General features: G+C 39.0%; 13 protein-coding genes. 10 read left to right on the forward strand and 3 right to left on the reverse strand.

Going from position 1 to position 20,723, the window contains the following annotated elements; all coding sequences use genetic code 11:
- The first annotated feature begins 319 nt into the window (after positions 1-319).
- The 4 genes from A9Y75_RS21030 to A9Y75_RS21045 all read left to right on the forward strand — a co-directional run bounded on the left by A9Y75_RS21030 (position 320) and on the right by A9Y75_RS21045 (position 11,962).
- Positions 320-2,092, forward strand: a complete 1,773-nt coding sequence (locus A9Y75_RS21030) for an amino acid adenylation domain-containing protein (RefSeq protein WP_071191494.1) — start codon at positions 320-322, stop codon at positions 2,090-2,092.
- A complete protein-coding gene (locus tag A9Y75_RS21035; RefSeq protein ID WP_071191495.1) occupies positions 2,089-9,564 on the forward strand; it encodes a non-ribosomal peptide synthetase in 7,476 nt (2,491 codons plus the stop codon). The genes A9Y75_RS21030 and A9Y75_RS21035 overlap by 4 nt, the downstream gene beginning before the upstream one ends.
- Before the next feature lie 62 nt (positions 9,565-9,626).
- Positions 9,627-10,487, forward strand: coding sequence for a Tab2/Atab2 family RNA-binding protein (locus A9Y75_RS21040; RefSeq protein ID WP_071191496.1), 861 nt, complete (start codon positions 9,627-9,629; stop codon positions 10,485-10,487).
- A gap of 161 nt (positions 10,488-10,648) precedes the next feature.
- Positions 10,649-11,962: a TldD/PmbA family protein gene (locus A9Y75_RS21045; RefSeq protein WP_071191497.1), complete on the forward strand. Its 1,314-nt coding sequence runs from the start codon at positions 10,649-10,651 to the stop codon at positions 11,960-11,962.
- A gap of 52 nt (positions 11,963-12,014) precedes the next feature.
- On the opposite strand, the gene A9Y75_RS21050 is transcribed toward A9Y75_RS21045, so the two are convergent.
- Complete coding sequence (locus tag A9Y75_RS21050) at positions 12,015-12,524, reverse strand: AAA-like domain-containing protein (RefSeq protein WP_071191498.1); 510 nt, start codon at positions 12,522-12,524, stop codon at positions 12,015-12,017.
- Positions 12,525-12,571: 47 nt separating this feature from the next.
- On the opposite strand from A9Y75_RS21050, the gene A9Y75_RS21055 reads away from it, so the two are divergent.
- Complete coding sequence (locus tag A9Y75_RS21055; protein WP_071191499.1) at positions 12,572-15,205, forward strand: chloride channel protein; 2,634 nt, start codon at positions 12,572-12,574, stop codon at positions 15,203-15,205.
- Positions 15,206-15,225: 20 nt separating this feature from the next.
- Here the strand turns inward: A9Y75_RS21055 and A9Y75_RS21060 are convergent, their stop codons facing one another.
- Entirely contained in the window at positions 15,226-15,432 is a 207-nt protein-coding gene (locus tag A9Y75_RS21060; RefSeq protein ID WP_071191500.1) for a hypothetical protein, read from the reverse strand.
- A 432-nt stretch (positions 15,433-15,864) separates the two neighbouring features.
- Here A9Y75_RS21060 and A9Y75_RS21065 point away from each other — a divergent pair, with 432 nt between their 5' ends.
- The 4 genes from A9Y75_RS21065 (at position 15,865) to A9Y75_RS21080 (ending at position 19,260) form a co-directional block, all read left to right on the forward strand.
- Positions 15,865-18,024 (forward strand): Tex family protein, encoded by a 2,160-nt coding sequence (locus tag A9Y75_RS21065; RefSeq protein WP_071191501.1) that lies wholly within the window; start codon positions 15,865-15,867, stop codon positions 18,022-18,024.
- 90 nt (positions 18,025-18,114) lie between these two features.
- Positions 18,115-18,441 carry a 2Fe-2S iron-sulfur cluster-binding protein gene (locus A9Y75_RS21070; protein ID WP_071191502.1) on the forward strand — a complete coding sequence of 109 codons (327 nt, stop codon included), beginning with the start codon at positions 18,115-18,117 and terminating at the stop codon, positions 18,439-18,441.
- 145 nt (positions 18,442-18,586) lie between these two features.
- On the forward strand, positions 18,587-18,976 hold the full coding sequence (locus A9Y75_RS21075; protein WP_071191503.1) for a phage holin family protein: 390 nt from the start codon (positions 18,587-18,589) through the stop codon (positions 18,974-18,976).
- 92 nt (positions 18,977-19,068) lie between these two features.
- Complete coding sequence (locus A9Y75_RS21080; RefSeq protein ID WP_071191644.1) at positions 19,069-19,260, forward strand: YqaE/Pmp3 family membrane protein; 192 nt, start codon at positions 19,069-19,071, stop codon at positions 19,258-19,260.
- 252 nt (positions 19,261-19,512) lie between these two features.
- Here A9Y75_RS21080 and A9Y75_RS21085 read toward each other — a convergent pair whose 3' ends face one another.
- Positions 19,513-20,307 carry a histidine kinase gene (locus A9Y75_RS21085; protein WP_071191504.1) on the reverse strand — a complete coding sequence of 265 codons (795 nt, stop codon included), beginning with the start codon at positions 20,305-20,307 and terminating at the stop codon, positions 19,513-19,515.
- A gap of 188 nt (positions 20,308-20,495) precedes the next feature.
- Here A9Y75_RS21085 and A9Y75_RS21090 point away from each other — a divergent pair, with 188 nt between their 5' ends.
- Complete coding sequence (locus A9Y75_RS21090) at positions 20,496-20,720, forward strand: hypothetical protein (protein WP_071191505.1); 225 nt, start codon at positions 20,496-20,498, stop codon at positions 20,718-20,720.
- Positions 20,721-20,723 lie beyond the last annotated feature (3 nt).

Raw genomic sequence — 20,723 nt, forward strand, 5'->3', positions numbered from 1 at the left:
CCCCAAGATAAATGTATCCATCAATCTAGTTGAATGGAATCAGACGGAGGTAGATTATCCCCAAGATAAATGTATCCATCAATCTAGTTGAATGGAATCAGACGGAGGTAGATTATCCCCAAGATAAATGTATCCATCAATCTAGTTGAATGGAATCAGACGGAGGTAGATTATCCCCAAGATAAATGTATCCATCAATCTAGTTGAATGGAATCAGACGGAGGTAGATTATCCCCAAGATAAATGTATCCATCAATCTAGTTGAATGGAATCAGACGGAGGTAGATTATCCCCAAGATAAATGTATCCATCAATCTAGTTGATAGACGGGCAAAGCGCGGCTTCTCGAAGAGTAAATCAACAACTCACTTATCGGGAACTTAATCAACGTGCAAATCAACTTGCTCACTACCTGAAGAATTTGGGTGTAAGACCGGAGGTGCTGGTAGGAATTTGTGTAGAACGCTCCTTAGAAATGGTAATAGGATTGTTGGGGATACTCAAAGCGGGAGGAGCATATGTACCTCTTGACCCAGATTATCCCCAAGAACGCCTGAGTTTCATGTTGTCAGATGCCCAGGTTCAAGTGCTACTGACCGAACAGCAACTAGTTGAGGGACTACCGGAGCATGAAGCACAGGTGATATGCCTTGATAAGACATGGGAACAAATTGCTCAATACAACCAGGAAAATGTGGTCAGTGGTATCACGCCCAGTCATTTGGCAGATGTGATTTATACTTCTGGGTCAACAGGCATACCCAAAGGCGTAATGGTTACTCATTCTGGGCTTTGCAACTTGGCTCAAGCCCAGATTCAACTGTTTGATGTGCTTGCTTCCAGTCGCATTCTTCAGTTTGCCTCTTTCAGCTTTGACGCTTCTATCTGGGAAGTAGTGATGGCGTTGGGGTCAGGAGCAAGACTGTATTTAAGCACAAAAGACTCTCTGCTACCAGGTTCTGGATTAATTCAACTATTGCGTGACTATGATATCACCCATATCACGCTTCCACCATCGGCATTGGCAGTTATGCCTGTGCAAGAACTCCCAGCCTTACAGACAATCATTGTGGCAGGAGAAGCTTGTCCTGTTGATCTCATTAACCACTGGTCTGTTGGAAAACGCTTTTTCAATGCTTACGGGCCAACGGAAGCCACTGTTTGTGCTACTGTTGCAGAATGGGATGATAGCGATCGCACCTATGGCAAACTTGCTATTGGTCGTCCCATTGCTAATACGCAAGTTTATATTCTGGACAGTTATCTGCAACCTGTACCTGTTGGTGTGCTGGGAGAACTACATATTGGTGGTATTGGTCTTGCCCAAGGCTATCTTAACCGCCCGGAGTTAACAAAAGATAAATTTATCTCTAATCACTTTAGTAATGACCCAGAAGCACGTCTTTACAAAACAGGTGACTTAGCTCGATACTTACCTAATGGTAAGATTGAATTCCTGGGACGGATTGATAACCAAGTGAAAATTCGGGGATTCAGAATAGAATTAGGAGAGATAGAAGCAGTTTTAAACCAACATCCAATTATTCGGGAAAGCAAAGTTATTACTAGAGAAGATATCCCTGGTGATAAAAGATTAATTGCTTATATTATTCCTATATCAACCCAAAATCATCCATCGGAAATCTTAAATCAAATTCGTCAGTTTTTAAAAGAGAAGCTACCTGATTACATGATTCCTTCGGCCTGTGTAGTTTTAGAGGCTTTCCCCTTAACTCCCAACGGCAAAATTGATCATCGCGCACTTCCTGCTCCTAATTTTACCTCTGCTCAAACTAATTATGTTGTTCCTGGTACTTCCACTGAAGAAAATCTGGTTAAGATCTGGAGTCAGATCCTCAAAGTAGAACCTGTTGGCATTCATGATAACTTCTTCGAGTTAGGTGGGCATTCTCTCTTAGGTACTCAAGTTATATCTCGTATTTGTCAAGACTTTGAGATAATTTTATCCCTACGAGCTTTATTTGAAACTCCGACAATAGCGCAGTTGAGCGATCGCATTGAAACCATCCTGTGGGCTAAGTCAGCTGAACTTGCATCCACTGAAACCAATTTAGAAGCTGGAGAACTATGAAACCTGTTGTAGAATTTTTATCTGAACTTCGCCATCTTCAGGTTAAGCTATGGATTGATGAGGGTCGTTTGCGCTACACTGCCCCCCAAGGAACAATGACACCTGACCTGCTGGAGCAAATGCGATCGCGCAAATCGGAAATTCTGGCATTTCTTCAGCAAGTTCATCCAGATGCACCTCAGCCAATTAAACTGATTTCCAGAGAGCAGGACTTACCTCTATCTTTTGCCCAAGAGAGACTATGGTTTCTTGACCAATTAGAGGGTAAAAATGCTGCCTACAACATGGCAATGGCTTTCAGACTCAACGGACATCTCAATTTACCAGCCCTGGAACAAGCCTTAAAATTGCTAATTTCCCGTCACGAAATCCTCCGCACTAATATTGCAACTCGTGATGGTATTCCTGTTACTATCGTCCAAGAGAATTCTCATTTCTCTCTGCCCTTAATTGACTTACAAAATTTATCAACAGATGTTCAAGAACCTGAAGTACAAAAATTAATTGACAAGGAATATTTACAAACTTTCGACTTAGAAAAAGATTCATTAATTCGAGGCAACTTACTCCGACTTGAAGAACAAGAACATATATTACTGCTGACTCTACACCATATCATTTCTGATGGTTGGTCAATTAACTTACTGCATCGGGAATTAGGAATACTTTACTCAGATGAGCAGCAAGGAACCATATCATCTTTGCCCAAACTACCTATTCAATATATTGATTTCGCTTATTGGCAGCGAGAAAGATTTGCTGGAAGATTTCTACAAAAACAACTTTCTTACTGGAAACAACAACTCGAAAATGCACCTCCTTTACTAGATTTACCCACCGACTATTCTCGTCCAGCGATTCAAACCTTTAGCGGTGCAAAGCATATTCACCAACTTTCTCAACCCCTGAGTGAAGGGATTAAAACTTTGAGTCAGCGGGAAGGAACTACCCTATTTATGACTCTCTTGGCTGTCTTCAATATCTTATTATCTCGCTATACAGGTACAGAAGATATTGTAGTTGGCTCTCCTGTGGCAGGTCGTACCCGTCCTGAATTAGAAGGATTAATTGGGTTTTTTATAAATACTGTAGTGCTACGCACCCATTGGGATAATAATCCTAGTTTTCGGGAACTACTGGCAAAAGTTAAAGATGTGACATTAGGGGCTTACGAACATCAGGAGATGCCCTTTGAAAAGTTAGTAGAAGAACTGCAACCCGAACGGAATCTTAGCTACAATCCTCTGTTTCAAGTCTGGTTTAACATGATCAACTTGGAAGAACAGAAACAAGAAATGCCTGGATTAACTGTAGAAATTCTCTCTACTTCCGAAGCTAATGCTAAGTTTGATATCACTTTATATGTGAGTGAAGAAGCAGAAAGAATTGATTTGGTGTGGGTTTACAACCGGGATTTATTCAATCCAGAAACCATCACAACAATGGCCGAGAGGTTTCAAACTTTACTAGAAAATATCCTCATCAATCCAGAACAACCCATTGCTAATTTATCTCTCTTGAGTAGCAAAGAAAGACAGCGTTTAGCTAATGGGAAAAACACAGTTTATCCTCATAAACCTTTTATAGAATTTCCGAAAGCGGCTATTGAGCAATCAATCACGGCTCGGTTTGAAGAGCAAGTGAGGAAATATCCAGATAAAATTGCTATTCATACCAAAAAGCATCAGTGGACTTATGTAAACTTAAACGATAGGGTAAATGCCATCGCTCACAACCTTCTGCAATTATACCCAGAAGGAACTTCAAGAATCGCCTTATTATTTGATCATGATGCTCCCATGATTGCCGCTATTTTGGCAGTTCTCAAGGCAGGTAAAACCTATGTTCCTCTCGACCCTAGCTATCCCCAACTGAGGCTAACTTACATTCTGGAAGATTGCCAATCTACTTCTATTCTCACCAATAATAAAAACCTCGCCTTTGCTCAAGAATTAACTTCTAAAAACATCAAAATTATTAATATTGATGAAATTGAATTAGATAATTTTGCTGATGAAATAAATTTATTTATTGCTCCAGATACCCTAGCCTATATCCTCTACACCTCTGGTTCAACCGGACAACCGAAAGGTGTGATTCAAAATCATCGAAACGTGCTGCATTTTATCAGAAATTATACCAATAATCTGCATATTGCTGCCGATGATAAATTAACACTGCTGGCATCCTACAGCTTTGATGCAGCAGTCATGGATATTTTTGGTGCATTGTTAAATGGAGCTACCCTATATCCAATTGATATTAAAACACAAACTCTAACCCATCTTGCCAAAACTTTAAAACAAGAAAAAATTAGCATTTATCATTCCACTCCCACCGTTTATAAACACTTTCTCGAAACCTTACCCCAAATAGAAGAGTCAGAAAACTCATTCCCTCAAATTCGGTTAGTAGTCATGGGGGGAGAAGAAGTAGTGAAAAAAGATGTGGCTTTATACAAACAACATTTTTCAGCAGATTGTATCTTTGTCAATGGTTTAGGTCCAACAGAATCAACAGTTACTCTTCAGTATTTCATCAATCAGCAAACAGAAAACTTTGATAATCTTATCCCGGTTGGTTATCCCATTGAAGAGACAGAAATTTTATTAGTCAATAAATTAGGCTTCAATGCTGAATTGTATGGTGAAATAGCTATTAGAAGCCCTTACATTGCTCTTGGTTATTGGCAAAATCCTCAACTAACCCAAGCCGTATTTTTACCCGATCCAGAAGCAACAAATCGCCGAATTTACCGGACTGGAGATTTAGGTCGTTTAAGAAATGATGGCACAATAGAATTTTTAGGAAGGAAGGATTTTCAAGTCAAAATTCGGGGTTTCCGCATTGAATTAGGGGAAATAGAAGCTACCTTAATTCAACATCCTCTTGTTCGTAAAACTATTGTCATTGCTGTACTAGATACTTCAGGAGATAAGCGTCTAGTTGCTTACATAGTATCTGATGCAAATTCACTCCCCACGACTTTAGAATTACGCGATTTTCTCAAAGACAGGCTACCTAATTACATGATACCACCCGTCTTTGTCATGCTCGATACTCTTCCTTTGACTCCTAACGGGAAAATTAACCGTCTTGCTCTTCCTGCTCCCGATTTTTTCACTGTTCAAAGTAATTATGTTGCTCCTAGTAACCCTACAGAAGAAATCCTTACTAATCTTTGGAGTCAGGTACTCAAAATAGAAACCATTGGCATCCATGATAACTTCTTCGAGTTAGGAGGACATTCATTACTGGCCACACTCCTTATATCCCGTATCCGACAAGCCTTTAATCTAGAAATTCCCCTGCGCTTGCTGTTTGAATTTCCGACAATTGCCCAATTCTGCCAACATATTGACACAGCAGATCAAACTGAAAGCCTATCATTAGCACCAATTAAACCGAGACAGCAGTCAGAAAATCTGCCACTTTCTTTTGCTCAACAACGCCTCTGGTTTCTAGACCAATTAGAACCCAATAGCACTGCTTATAATATGTCCTATAGGTTGGGAATTTTGGGGTCACTCAATATCAGTGCATTAGAGCAAAGCCTTGGCGAAATTTTACAACGTCATGAAATTCTGCACACAAATTTTCTCTCACTAGCAGGACAACCAATTCAGGTAATTACTAATAATATTGACTTCAATTTACCTATAATTGATCTACAATTTCTACCTGATGAGCAAAGAGAAATAGAAGCTCAAAGAATAGCTAAAGAAGAAACACAGCAGCCTTTTAATCTAGCTGAAGATTCTCTATTTCGCATCAAACTATTGCGATTGAGTCCAGAGCAAAATCTGCTATTAATCAACATTCATCACATTGTTTTTGATGGCTGGTCTTTTCGGGTGTTGTTTGCAGAGTTGAAAGCACTTTATACCGCTTATTCTGAAGGATTAACTTCTCCATTACCGCAACTACCTATTCAGTATGCAGACTTGACATTGTGGCAAAGAGAGTGGCTTGCTGGGGAAGTTTTAGAATCGCAATTGAATTACTGGAAACGGCAGTTAAGTGGGACTTTGCCTGTATTAGAATTGCCTACAGATTATCCTAGACCTCCTGTGCAAACTTACCGAGGGGCTTCTCATTCCTTTATTTTATCTTCTGAATTAACTGCAAGTCTCAAATCCCTCTGCCAAAAAGAGGGGGTGACTTTGTTTATGACCTTACTGGCAGCATTTAAAATATTACTTAGTCGCTACAGTGGGCAAGAAGATGTCATTGTTGGTACTCCCATTGCGGGACGCAACCGCCGAGAAATTGAAGATTTAATTGGCTTTTTTGTGAATACTTTAGCTTTGCGGACTGATTTAAGTGGCAATCCTAGTTTCCGGGAATTACTCAATCGCGTCCGACAAGTCACTTTGGGGGCTTATGCTCACCAGGATTTACCATTTGAAAAGTTAGTAGAAGAACTCCAGCTAGAAAGAAATTTAAGCCACACACCAATATTTCAAGTCTGGTTTAATATGGTTAATCTCAGAAGCGATTCCCTGCAACTGAATGGATTAAAAGTCGAACCTGTTTCAGTTATTGAAACTACTGATCAAGAAACCATTTCTAAATTTGATTTAAATCTCTATATTAGAGAAGATAACCATAAAATTAATCTGCGATTGGTCTACAATAAAGTTCTCTTCAATCCAGATACTATTGAATGGATGGTAACACACTTTCAACGATTGTTAGCAGAAATTGTTGCTAATCCACAACGACCTATCTCTACTTTCTCACTTTTAAATGCAACTGAACGTTACGAATTATCCCATCTTCGTAATCTTACTTGTCCTACTAATTCCTTTAATGAATTCCCAAAACAGGAGATTGAACAATCGATTCCAGCACGGTTTGAAGAACAAGTTAAAAAATATCCCCACAAGATAGCTATTCATACCAAAAATCATCAATGGACTTATCAAGAATTAAATCTCCAAGCCAATAGAATAGCCCAAGTAATTCTGGCAGAAAATCTAAATACAGAGGCTAATATAGCCCTGTTATTTGACCATGATGCACCTATGATTGCTGCTATTTTGGGAGTTCTCAAGGCAGGTAAAACCTATGTTCCTCTTGACCCCAAATATCCCCAAGAAAGGGTTTTATACATTTTAGAAGATTCTCTTTGCCAAGTAGTTTTAACCAATCACAATAATTTGGTTGATGCTCAAGAATTAATTGCGGAAAAACTACCAATCATTAATATTGATGAACTGAATAATAATGATTTGGCTTTAGAAATTAATCACGAAATATCACCAGATACTATTGCTTATCTTCTTTATACTTCTGGTTCGACAGGAAAGCCCAAAGGAGTTATTCAAAATCACCGCAATGTCCTACATTTTATCAGAAACTATACCAATAATCTTCATATTTCCGCAGATGACAAGTTAAGTTTATTCGCATCTTATAGCTTTGATGGGGCAATTATAGATATCTTTTCTACTCTTTTGAATGGTGCTACTCTTTACCCATTTGATATCAAAACAGAAGGTTTAGCTCATTTATCGGCATGGTTAGAAGTACACAAGATTAGTATTTATCATTCGACTCCCACTGTTTATCGCAGCTTTATGCAGATATTAACTGAAGAAAAACAATCAATAGCAGCAACGGGACTTCCACAGATACGTTTAGTAGTTTTGGGAGGAGAAGAGGTTGTTAAAAATGATGTGGAATTATATCAAAAATACTTTAGTGATGAATGTATTTTAGTCAATGGTTTAGGCTGTACAGAATCTTCTTTCAATCTCCAATATCTCATTGATAAAAAAACGCAGATTACTCATAAGTTTGTGCCAGTTGGTTATCCGTTTGATGACACGGAAATTCTTTTGCTGGATGATATGGGCAACCCTACTGATATTTGCGGAGAAATTGCTATTAGAAGTCCTCATATTGCCCTCGGTTATTGGCAGAAACCAGAACTTACAAAAGCAGCATTTTTAGATGATCCTAAAGGTGAGAATAAAAGAATTTATCGCACTGGAGATTTGGGTCGCTTAAAATCTAATGGTGTCATAGAATTTTTAGGTAGGAAGGATTTTCAAGTCAAAATTCGTGGTTTCCGCATTGAGTTAGGGGAAATAGAAGCAACTTTAATTCAACATCCGACTGTACAAAAAACAGTTGTTATTGCCAGAGAAGATATTCCTGGAGAGAAGCGATTAGTAGCTTATATTATTCCTAGAGAAAATGAGGCAAGTATCAAGGAAATAAAACAGTATCTGAAACAGAAGTTACCTGATTATATGGTTCCGGCTGCTTTTGTTGTGCTTGATGTTTTGCCTTTAACTCCTAATGGTAAAATTAACCGTCTTGCTCTTCCTGCTCCCGATTTTACAAAGCTTGAATCAGCAGAATATACAACTCCATCTGATAATTTAGAACTGCAACTGACAAAAATTTGGGAAAATGTTTTAGGTATTCGTCCTATTGGTTTAAATGATAACTTTTTTGATGTAGGAGGACATTCACTATTAGCTGTACGTTTATTTGCTCAAATTGAGAAAATATTTGGTAAAAATATTGCTCTGACTATTCTTTTCCAGGCTCCGACAATTAGACAATTAGCTAATGTGCTTCGGGATGAAGGATATTCAAGTTCTTGGTCTTCATTAGTACCAATTCAACCTCATGGTTCAAAACGTCCTTTTTTCTATGTTCATACTATTTATGGAGGTTTTATATACAGCCTGAATTTATTATCTAAACTGGATGCCGATCAACCAGTTTATGGGTTACAAGCACAGGGGTTAGATGGGAAAAAGTCTCCTCATACTTGTGTTGAAGATATGGCATCTCACTATATTAAAGAAATCCAAACTGTTCAGCCTCATGGGCCATATTTACTGGGAGGATGGTGTGCCGGAGGAGTGATCGCTTATGAAATGGCGCAACAACTTTATGCTCAAGGTGAGACTGTTGAATTACTGACGATTTTTGATGCTTTTCCTCCTAAAATGATACCTTCATCCCCTCAAGTTGTTAATTCTTTATTTCCAGTCAAAAGAAAGTCTCGTATCAGTAAATTTACATTGTTGTATTTAATAGATATGATTCAGCGCAATCGTCGCAATTTTAATAATTTGACACTTCAACAGCAGATGATCGCAATTTGGGAAAAAATTAATCGGCGAATTCAAGATAGAATCACGGAAACTGTGTATCAATTCTATGTAAAGAGGAATCTGCCTTTACCCCACACTCTCCGCCACTTAGCTGTTAGAGATGCCATCGTTCATGCTTACAGAAATTATTGTCCAACAGTTTATGCAGGTAAAGTTACCTTTTTCCGAGCAGTTGATCAAAGTCAAGAATATGCTGATTATCTGCAAAGGTGGGAGGAAATAGCTGCTGGTGGCTTAGAAATTCATGATATTCCCGGTAATCATGATAGTATTATGGCTGAACCTCATGTTTCGGTTTTGGCTCAAAAGTTAAGAGACTGTTTAAACAGATAAGCAGTGAACTGGTAGAGTAAAAATATAGAAAAATATAAACTCGCCAGATTTCACCGCAAAACATGGGCAGTATTTGGGAACTCGATTTTTACTCCCGTCCGATTTTGGACGAAAATCAAAAAAAAGTTTGGGAAGTTTTAGTTTGTGAAAGTCCCTCAGATATTCGCACGAAAACTGATTCTTTGTTTCGCTACGCTAAATATTGCCCCAGTACTCAGGTAAATTCGGGTTGGTTGCGGACAGCGTTACAGGAAGCTATTGAGAAAGCAGGGGAAGCGCCGATTAAAATTCGCTTTTTCCGCCGCCAAATGAATAACATGATTACTAAAGCTTGTCAGGATGTGGGTATTCCTGCTTTATCTAGTCGTCGTACTTTGGTTCTTAACCAGTGGTTACAACAGCGGAATGAGGAAGTTTATCCTCAGGAACCAGGGTATCAAGGGGGAACTAATGCTTCTGTGCGTTTAGATAGACCTTTACCTCAGCGCTTACCAGATGCTTTGGAAGGTAAACAGTGGGCATTTGTGACTTTAGAAGCTGCGGATTTGGCAGAAATGCCAGAGTGGGAAATAGGCTTTGGTGAATCTTTCCCCCTAGAGTTGGCGCAATTATCGCCTGAAGCTCGCATTCCTGGTATTTTGATTTTCTCACCGAGAGCTTTACCTTTGGCTGGTTGGATGTCTGGTTTAGAGATGGCTTACTTGCACTTTGACACCAAGCAAGGGGACAGATTAATTTTAGAAACTGGCGCAACAGAAAGCTGGATTGTAGCTAATATCAGAACTCCTCAACTCCTAGCTGAGGCTAAAGGCTTTGCACAAGCAAAGGAAAAAGCCAATGGGGTACATTTTATTGGTGTGCAGTCTGATCCGCAATCTCAGACTTTTGCGGGATTTTGGCTGTTACAAGAGGTAAATTTGTAAGCAGAGGCAAGAGGGAATGAGGGAATAGGGAAGATTTTTGATCTTTTTTCTGCCCAATGCCCAATTCCCACGAAATTTACAACTGTTAAGACACGCTGATGGGATAATGGACTGCGTATATCTGGGATTTACAATCCAATATCCACAATTCATCAAGGGAAATGGGTTCTGCAAATTTGTCACAAGATACACTAGCCGAACATCTACTAGAACTGTCCTTAAAATCTGGCGCAGAAGCTGCGGAAGTGTATCAATCGCGATCGCTTTCTCGTCCAGTTTTATTTGAGGCTAATCGCCTTAAACAACTAGAAACTAGTCAATCGGAAGGTACAGCACTACGGCTGTGGCTGAATGGTTGTCCGGGACTGATGGTGGCTTATGGTTCTGTCGATCCGCAAGTGATGGTAGAGCGAGCGCTGGCTCTGAGTCAACTCAACCAACCAGAACCAGTAGAATTAGTCAGTAATTCTCATACCTATTACCCTGATTTAGGGGAATCAGTGCCAGTTGAGGTGCTGATAGACTGGGGCAAAGAAGCGATCGCGCTGATTCGTGATGTCTATCCTGATGTTCTCTGTAGCACTGACTGGGAATGTGATATAGAAAATACCAGGTTAATCAACAGCAAAGGTTTAGATTGTCACTATAGTGATACTACTCTCAGCTGCTATATGTCAGCAGAATGGGTCAGAGGTGATGACTTTTTGAGTATTTCCGATGGACAAACCCAGCGAGGAGAACTCAATCCAGAGAAATTAGCTCACCAAATTTTACAACGATTAGATTGGGCGCAAGAAAATGTTTCTACCCCAATAGGTCGTGTTCCCGTTTTGTTCACTTCCAAAGCTGCGGATATGCTGTGGGGAACTGTCCAGGCGGCTTTGAACGGTAAGCGGATATTAGAAAAGTCTTCTCCTTGGGGAGAAAGGTTAGGTACACCAGTGGTTGCACCTATTTTGACTCTTTACCAAGACCCAGAAGCTGGGCCTTATAGCTGTCCTTTTGATGATGAAGGCCATCCTACAAAATCTTTGGTGTTTATCGAAAACGGAATTTTACGGAATTTTTATAGCGATCGCACTACTGGACGACAATTAAATATTGGTAGTACTGGTAATGGTTTTCGTCCTGGGTTGGGTAGCTATCCCACTCCCGGTTTATTTAACTTTCTCATTCAACCCGGTTCCCCATCCTTACAAGATTTAATCCACAGTATGGGAGATGGCTTAATTGTCGATCAAATATTAGGAGAAAGCGGCAGCATTTCTGGTGATTTTTCTATCAATATTGATTTAGGATATAGGGTAAAAAATGGGCAAATAATTGGCAGAGTTAAAGATACTATGGTCGCTGGTAACGTCTACACAGCCCTCAAACAATTAGTTCAATTAGGTGGTGATGCTGATTGGAATGGGGCTTGTTATACGCCTTCTTTAATAGTAGAAGGACTTTCCATCAATGGCAAAAATAATTAATAGGGAATAGGGAAATCCTGACTCCTGACTCATTTATCTCTTGCTTCATAACTCAATTCAAGCGATTGCTAAAATACATCTGATATAATTCACATCTGATTTTTACATAATTACCTTCCTGTTTAATTAATCCCATCCACTCCAATCTTTTCAGGGGAATAGTTTTTTGCTCTACCCTAACAAGCTCTTGATTAATAATATGTTTAAAAACATTTCCTAATTCTTGATTGTTTTGTAGATATTCCAAATATCTAATTAAATGATGTTGATAAATTCCACCGTCCTTACCCATATCTTCCAGCAATTGTTTAACACTAATATGATGATATAAATGATAAGATGCTAATCTTACTAAATAAGGATGTCCTCCCACTATTGACATCAGAGGTATAGCATCTTCCCTATTTAGGAAATGACGAGAGGCTAAATTCTGCACTTCTTCTAAATTAAATTCTCCTAATTGCATGGATAATCCCACATTACTAAAAGGAGATTCATTAATACTTATTTTCCCATAATCTTCCGTTTTAAGAAGTCGGGGATCTTTTTGTTCATAACTCATTTAGGATTGCTATATCAATTCAATATTAGAATTTAAATTTAAAATTTATGAATTCGCTAACAATGCTGACTCAACGCTTTCGCCATTTTTGGCAGCCTAGAAGAGGTTTAGCGATATCTTCTATGGGGTACGCCAACGCCGAAGCTTGTATTATTGGTCTTGTCGCAGCTTTATCGGCGGTATTACTCAAACAAGGTTCAGGATGGTTGGGAACATGGCGCGTTCACAGCACCCAATTTTTACCAGCTTGGCTAACTTTACCTTTAATTGGGATGAGTTTTGGGTTTTTGGCTGGTTGGTTGGTGCAAAGGTTAGCACCAGAAGCCGCAGGTAGTGGTATTCCCCAAGTCAAAGCCAGTCTTGCTAATGTCCCAATTAAGTTATCCTGGCGGGTGGCGTTTGTGAAGCTACTCAGCGCAATTATCGCTTTGGGTTCGGGAATTACCTTGGGAAGACAAGGCCCCACAGTCCACGTCGGTGCAGGGTTAGCAGCGGGAATGAGTCGTTGGGTTCCTACTTCCCCAGAACACCGACGACAAATGATTGCGGCGGGTGCTGGTGCGGGTTTATCAGCTGCTTTCAATGCACCTTTAGCAGGGGTGTTATTTATTATTGAAGAGTTACTACAAGATTTATCAGGACTGACTTTAGGAACTGCAATTATCGCCTCTTTTATTGGTGGGGTAGTTTCCCGGTGGTTAGGTGGCGGGAGTCTACAACTGAATCTGCAATTAATGAATTATTCTAGCAGTTTCTCTGTGCTAGAAATTCCGATTTACTTGCTACTGGGTGTTTTAGCAGGGTTGCTGGCTGGGTTATTTAATCGGGGACTGATTTTTAGTATTAAAGCTTACCGTCGATTGCACATTAGCTTACCGCTACGGGTGGCTTTAGCTGGCTTGGTTTCTGGTGTGATTGTCGCTTTACTTCCGGAATCTTATCGAGATAATGCTGGTTTACGGGAGTATCTGATTACAAGTGAAGCTAATGCGCCTTTTGCCGCAATTACTTTCATCGCTCAGTTTATCTTAACTTTAATTGCTTTTGGTTCTGGCGCACCAGGGGGGTTATTTGCACCAAGTCTAATTTTAGGTTCTTGTTTAGGACACATTATTGGGGTGTGTGAGTTTCATCTTTGGGGGTTAGGTTCTCCGACTACCTATGCTTTAGCGGGAATGGGAGGATTTTTTAGCGCTGTTTCCAAAGTCCCCATTACAGCGATTGTGATTGTGTTTGAAATGACGACAGATTTCAATCTGGTGTTACCGTTAATGATTGTCTGTGTCACATCTTATCTGGTGGCTGATAACGTAGTACCTGGTTCGCTGTATGACAAACTTTTACAATTAAATGGTATCAACATTCAAAAAGATGCTCCCATAGTAGGAATATTAACTCAGTTAACAGCCCAAGATGTAATGCAGGAACGGGTGGAAACTCTGGATATAGAGATGGCTTTTGATGAAGTTATGCAAGCATTTTCCCGTTCTCACCATCGTGGTTTTCCGGTGGTGGAAAACTGTAAATTAGTAGGAATTGTCACGCAAACAGATTTACAGAAAATACCTAAAAGTCGGGATACTTCCTTAAGGGAAATGATGTCACCCCAGCCTGTCACAGTCACTCCCAAGCAAACACTGAGTGATGTTTTGTATTTATTGGATCGTTATCAAATCAGTCGTTTACCAGTGGTGGAAGGACAAAAACTGATTGGAATTATTACCCGTGCAGACATTATTCGGGCGGAAGCAGACCATATTAATTGTGAAAATGGAGTTAGTGGACCGCAACCAGAACCTTCTTATGTAGTTTACCAGACGCGATCGCCTAATATTGGCAGAGGCAGATTATTAGTTACACTCGCTAACCCAGATACAGCAGAGACTCTGTTACAAATGGCAGCAACTATTGCCCGCGATCGCTATTATGAAATAGAGTGTTTACAAATTATCCTCATTTCCCGTCATAGTTCCCCAGCCGAAACCCAAGTTAAAACTACAAAAAGTCGCCGTTTACTGAGACAGGCGGAAGTTTTAGGGAAAAAATGGCAAATTCCCATCCATACGCAAATTCGAGTCGCCCATGATGTCGCCCAGGCGATTTTAGAGACGGTTAACGAACGACACATTGATTTGATTTTTATGGGTTGGAAAGGTAACACTTCTACCCCTGGGCGGATTTTTGGCACGGTTGTAGATAGTATAATTCGTCAAGCTACCTGTGATGTTGTCTTAGTCAAATTAGGTAACATTTCTGACTCTTCCCACTTCAACCGCTGGCTAGTACCAATGGCTGGAGGCCCCAATGCCAGGTTAGCTATTAAATTATTACCTGCTTTAGTAACATTAGGTAATGATACTGAAATTCGTCTTATGCAGGTATTTAAACCTTCAGATAAACCCTCAGAATTACAGCCTGATTTGACAGTTTTAGAAGCATCTACTCGTCAACTCATGCGTCACCGCAATTTGCACAGTACAGTTACCGCGACATCAGTACAAGCAGATGCTGTGGCCGAAGAGGTAATTAATGTTGTCAAAACAGAAAGTTATGATGTTGTCGTTTTAGGTGCTTCTCGTGAGGGCTTATTACAACAAGCAATTCAAGGGAATATTCCCGAAACTATCGCTTCTGGTGTAGAAAGTACGGTAATTTTAGTGAGAGGGGCGATTAATTGCTAATATTTTCACAGTTGATGGTTTTAATTTGTCCGCAAAAGTTTATTACTACCAATGAGGATAATCATCAACAATAGCAATTGAATCTGCCAAGGTGCTAAAACTAAACTCAAAATGAAACTAATAGCGGTAAACACACGCGCTATGTTGGCAATTTCATCCGTACTTTTTTGACAACAATAGCCAGTTATCAAAGCAGTAAATAGCGGAATCAGAAAAAATAGTGGCATTTTACCAAATCCTGAGCTAACAGATAATAGGTTAAAAAGCGGCGAATTCAACCTATACTTGAGAACAACTATTTATCATACACGTAAGTAAGTTTATTTTACAATATTTTTTTAAAGTTATGATGTGAAGAATCTCAGATATTGTAACTATAGTGATCCCATTTGAGTTGAGAACTGATTGGTGGGGGCAGGGAATAGGGAAAAGAAAGCGTTCATAAATCATTTAGGATTGGTATATCTGGTAGATGAGCTTAACTATCGTAGTGCTAGTAAGTAGATGGTATTATTTAAATATAATACTTTTACCTAAACTGCTCCTCTTTTTTTAGTAGGAAAAGGGTTGGGCGTTACGTATATCTTAAGTTTAATTACGCTATTCTACTTAAAACACCTAACATATTACCAAAGTAGCATTTTCAACGTAAACACCCAATGCTGAACATTCCTCAACTACTAGCAACTGAACTACAACTTCAACCTTATCAGGTGCAAAACGCGCTGGAACTTTTAGCCGAAGGTGCGACAATTCCCTTTATTGCACGTTATCGCAAAGAACGCACCAATGAGATGAATGAAGTGCAGTTGCGGGATTTATCTGATAGGTATACATACTTAACAGAATTAGAAGAAAGAAAGAAAGTGATTTTGAATGCGATCGCAGAACAAGGTAAACTCAGCGATGAATTAAACGCCAAAATTACCTCCTGCTTACAAAAAACAGAACTTGAGGATTTATACCTACCATATAAACCCAAACGTCGCACCCGCGCCACTATCGCTAGAGAGAAAGGACTCGAACCCCTAGCAGCTTTTATTAAATCACTAAATGTCAAAAATGGTGTCACAGCTTCCCTAGAAACAGAAGCAGCGAAATATATTTCTGAAGCAAAAGGCGTAAAAACCGCAGAAGAAGCTTTAAAAGGTGCTGCTGATATTCTCGCCGAAGAAGTAGCCGAAAAAGCAGAATTACGCGCCTATTTACGGGTTTATCTTTTAGAATCTGGTTTGTTTATTTCTCGCATCAAAGATGAACATCCAGAAGGTACAACCAAATTTGAAATGTACCGCAACTATCAAATCAAAGTTAAAAATATAGCCCCTCATAATATGCTGGCTTTGTGTCGGGGAGAAGCCGAAAAAATATTAAACTTTGAAATTGCTTTTGATGAAGATTTCGTACTTAATTATTTAGAATTACAAGAAATTAAAACCAAAGTTCGCAACCTTCGGGATTTTTATCAAGCAATGTTGAAAGATGCATTTAACCGATTGATGAAAAATTCTCTGATTGGGGAAGTAATTTCCGAGAAAAAAACCTACTCTGATATTGAATCGATCAAAACCTTTGAAGCGAATTTACGGGAATTGCTGTTATCAGCACCAGCAGGAATGAAACCAACTTTAGCCATAGATCCAGGTTTTAGAACTGGTTGTAAAGTAGCAGTACTAGAACAAACAGGCAAATTTTTAGAATATCAAGCCGTATTTCCCCACCAAGCATTAGAACAACGCAAAAAAGCCGCACAAACCATCAAGAACTTAATTGAAAAATACCAAATTGAACTAATTGCTATTGGCAACGGAACAGCTTCCCGTGAAACAGACGAATTTGTGGTAGAAGTATTAGCAAACTGCGAACGCAAACCCGTTAAAGTCATGGTAAACGAATCAGGTGCATCTATATATTCTGCCAGCAAAGTTGCACTAGAAGAGTTTCCTGATTTAGATATTACCGTGCGCGGTGCAATTAGCATCGGACGAAGATTACAAGATCCCTTAGCCGAATTAGTAAAAATCGATCCCAAATCAATAGGAGTCGGACAATATCAACATGATGTAGATCAAAAATTGCTGAAAAAGAAATTAGATGAAACCGTAGAAAGCTGCGTTAACTATGTTGGCGTAGATTTAAACACCGCTTCCAAAGAACTTCTCACCTTTGTCTCTGGAATTACCCCCACAGTAGCTAACAATATTATCGTCTATCGCAACCAAAACGGAGCCTTTAAAAATCGCCGCCAACTATTAAAAGTAGCCAAATTAGGACCAAAAGCCTTTGAACAAGCAGCGGGTTTCTTAAGAATTCGTGGTAGTGAAAACCCCTTAGATAATACAGCAGTACATCCAGAAAGTTACGCACTTATAGAATCAATAGCCAAAGATTTACAAGTACCATTAAATCAAGTCACAGAAATTGCCGAAAAACTCAAAAAAACCAACATCAAAAAATACGTCACCGACACAATTGGAGAACCAACACTGCGCGACATCCTCAGCGAACTAGAAAAACCAGGAAGAGATCCCCGCGCTGAATTTAAGTACGCCACATTCAAAGATGGAATCAAAGAAATTAAAGATTTGCAAATAGGAATGCAACTAGAAGGAATAATTACCAACGTTGCTAACTTCGGTGCATTTGTTGATATCGGCGTACACCAAGATGGACTAGTACATATTTCCCAACTTGCTGATAGATTCGTAGATGATCCTCAAAAAATAGTCAAAGTTGGACAAGTCGTCAAAGTGCAGGTTTTAGAAATTAACGAAAAATTAAAACGCATAGGTTTATCAATGAAAGCAGTCAAACAATAAAATCAAACCTCACAAAAAGGCGCAAATCAACTCTCTGCGCCTCTGCGTGAAAAAATCATATCTTCACCTAACAAAAAATCCAAAATTGATATGAATATTTACCAAATCAGATTAATTAACGAAAAACTAAAATTAGATCGCACAATTCAAGTACCAGAAGATCAATATATAATCGACATAGCAGAAGAGACAGGTATCCGCATACCATCAGGTTGTAAACAAGGAGAATGTTCAGCTTGCGTAGCTAAACTTATTAGCGGTGAAATTGATCAAAGTGAACAAAAATTTCTTCGTCCCCATGAAATCCAAGCTGGTTATGTCATTACCTGCGTAACTTATCCCTTATCTGATTGCGTATTAGAAACACATCAAGAACAACATTTATATAAAACCTCCCTCTACCATAAACCTGAATAACTAAAAAAACCCTCCGCGTTCCTCTGCGTTTAAAAAATCCTCCTTCCGACATAACCCAATTCATTCTAAAACCAGAGGTTAAAACCTAAATTTTACTAGAAGATAGAAACAGTATATATGTTGCTGTTACTTAAAGGTAAAAACAATGTGGGGAACATTTTTAACTATACTCGCTACAGCTTTAAGCCTGCTAATTGTTGATTTAATTGTTCCAGGCGTTAATCTTGCCAATTTTCCTTCAGCTTTAATTGCAGGTTTAGCTATTGGTTTGATTAACGGTTCAGTCAAACCAATCATTTCCGCACTATCTTTACCATTGACGTTCTTAACATTAGGTGGATTTTCCCTAATAGTCAACGGAATTTGCTTTTGGTTAGCATCAATTTTAGTTCCTGGCTTTAGCGTTCACGGAATTATTGCTTTTATTCTTGGGCCAGTAGTTCTATCTTTGGCTAACACCTTTATCAGTAAATACTTTGCTGAAAGAAATCCTGAATTACAAAGCACTCCTACTAACCCCAAAATATCCTCTTAAGTCCCATCTTTCACGCCAAAAACCTGCCAATGCAGGTTGAAAAATCCCGATCATTTGCTGTCACTGCAAAGTTAAAACATTCGCAAAATATCATGAACATCATCCGTTTACTGCTTGGTTTTTTCTTACCTCCATTAGGAGTTTTTCTCACCGTTGGAGTTGGTCCAACTTTCTTCATTAACATCTTGCTTACCCTTCTGGGTTGGCTTCCTGGTAGTGTTCATGCAATTTGGGTAATTGCTAAACATAATGAAAACCAGAATAGAGAGGAAGGTATTTACTAATTTCGGTAATTGGTAATTGGTAATTGGTAATTAGTCGAAAATCAATCAGACTAATTACCATTTTTTTTTGATTACATTTGAAAATTAAAAACCTTCTATAGCAGTCCTAAATCAATACTGTTCGGTTAAGAGTTTTTGTAGGTTGGGTTAAGCGACAGCGCTACCCAACAAAAGTCCCTAAATGTTGGGTAACAAGAACGTCAACCCAACCTACAAAATGTTCACAACCTCCGCAAGGATTGCTATAGATACTTATTTAGTCAGTGTTTTTTTGTCTTCAGGTTCTTTATCTTTAAATGAGTCAGCCGTTGCTAAGAGTAAATCTCTCAATATTTGCTTGAAGTGGCGCTCTTTTTTAGCTAATACAGCACCTGCTTCACCCAGTTTATTTTCTAATTGAGAGTGTTTTTCTCCCACCTGTGTAGCCACAGATTCTACTTGGGGACGCGCTTGATCATACCAGGTTTTGGCTTCATCTAAATAGTCTTTTACTTCCCCAGAACGCCCGCCATAACGTGCAGCTAAATTTGCTCTAACAATCGCTAATTGTGCTTGCAGTTGTGCATAACGTTTCTTTAACAAACTAACTTCTTCACTATCTTTAATCGCATTAATTGCCGAGTCAATTGTACTTTTAGTATTAGCAGATTTTTCTTTACCAGTTTCTACTATCTCTGCTAACATTCCATCAACTTCTTGCTGAAGTTGTTCTTCTTCATTATCTAGTCGCGTTTGTAGCGTCTTCAGTTCAGTTTGGGTTTTGAAAATAGCTTCATGTCTTTTGCTATTCACACCTTCTAACGCACCTTCAATCGAAGCTGTCACTTCTTCTTTGATTTCGCTACCTTTGTCTTGTAAATTTTCAATTACTGCTGAAACTGCATCTTTAACTAAAGTACGTAACTCGCTAGAACCTTCTTTCAATTCAGCAGCTACCTGAGAAACTGCGGATTTGACTATTTCACGAACGTTCTCTGTTCTTAACTGTCCGGTAGCTTTGGCTTCCTGTAAATCGGCTTGAATTTTGTCTTTGATGTTGTTAGTCATGTTTACCCTTAGAAATTTAGCTAATTAATATAGCAATCGCACATGATGCTACATTCTCATTGTGGCGCGGTATTTTTTGGATAAACACCTCCTTTAGATAGAAAACCACAAATTCAAATAGATGATTTTTACTGTGTTACCTATTTGTGAGATGATGAATATGTACTGGTAATAATTGCAAATTAACTATGTGGCGTGTAAATATCACTTGTGACGGTGAAGCCTGGAAGCTTTATGGCGTTGAGTTTAAAACACTCGCAGGTAAATACAAAGGCGAATTGATTGGTTCTAAAAAAATGCCAAATGGTATACGTATCATGTCCTATAAAATCGAGGATGTCAGCGAAGCAGAAGCCTTTCAAGAAGAATGTGCAGAATTTACCGGATTTACATCCGACTTTGAATCACTGTAATAT

Source organism: Trichormus sp. NMC-1, from assembly GCF_001858025.1.
Classification (GTDB): Bacteria; Cyanobacteriota; Cyanobacteriia; order Cyanobacteriales; family Nostocaceae; genus Anabaena.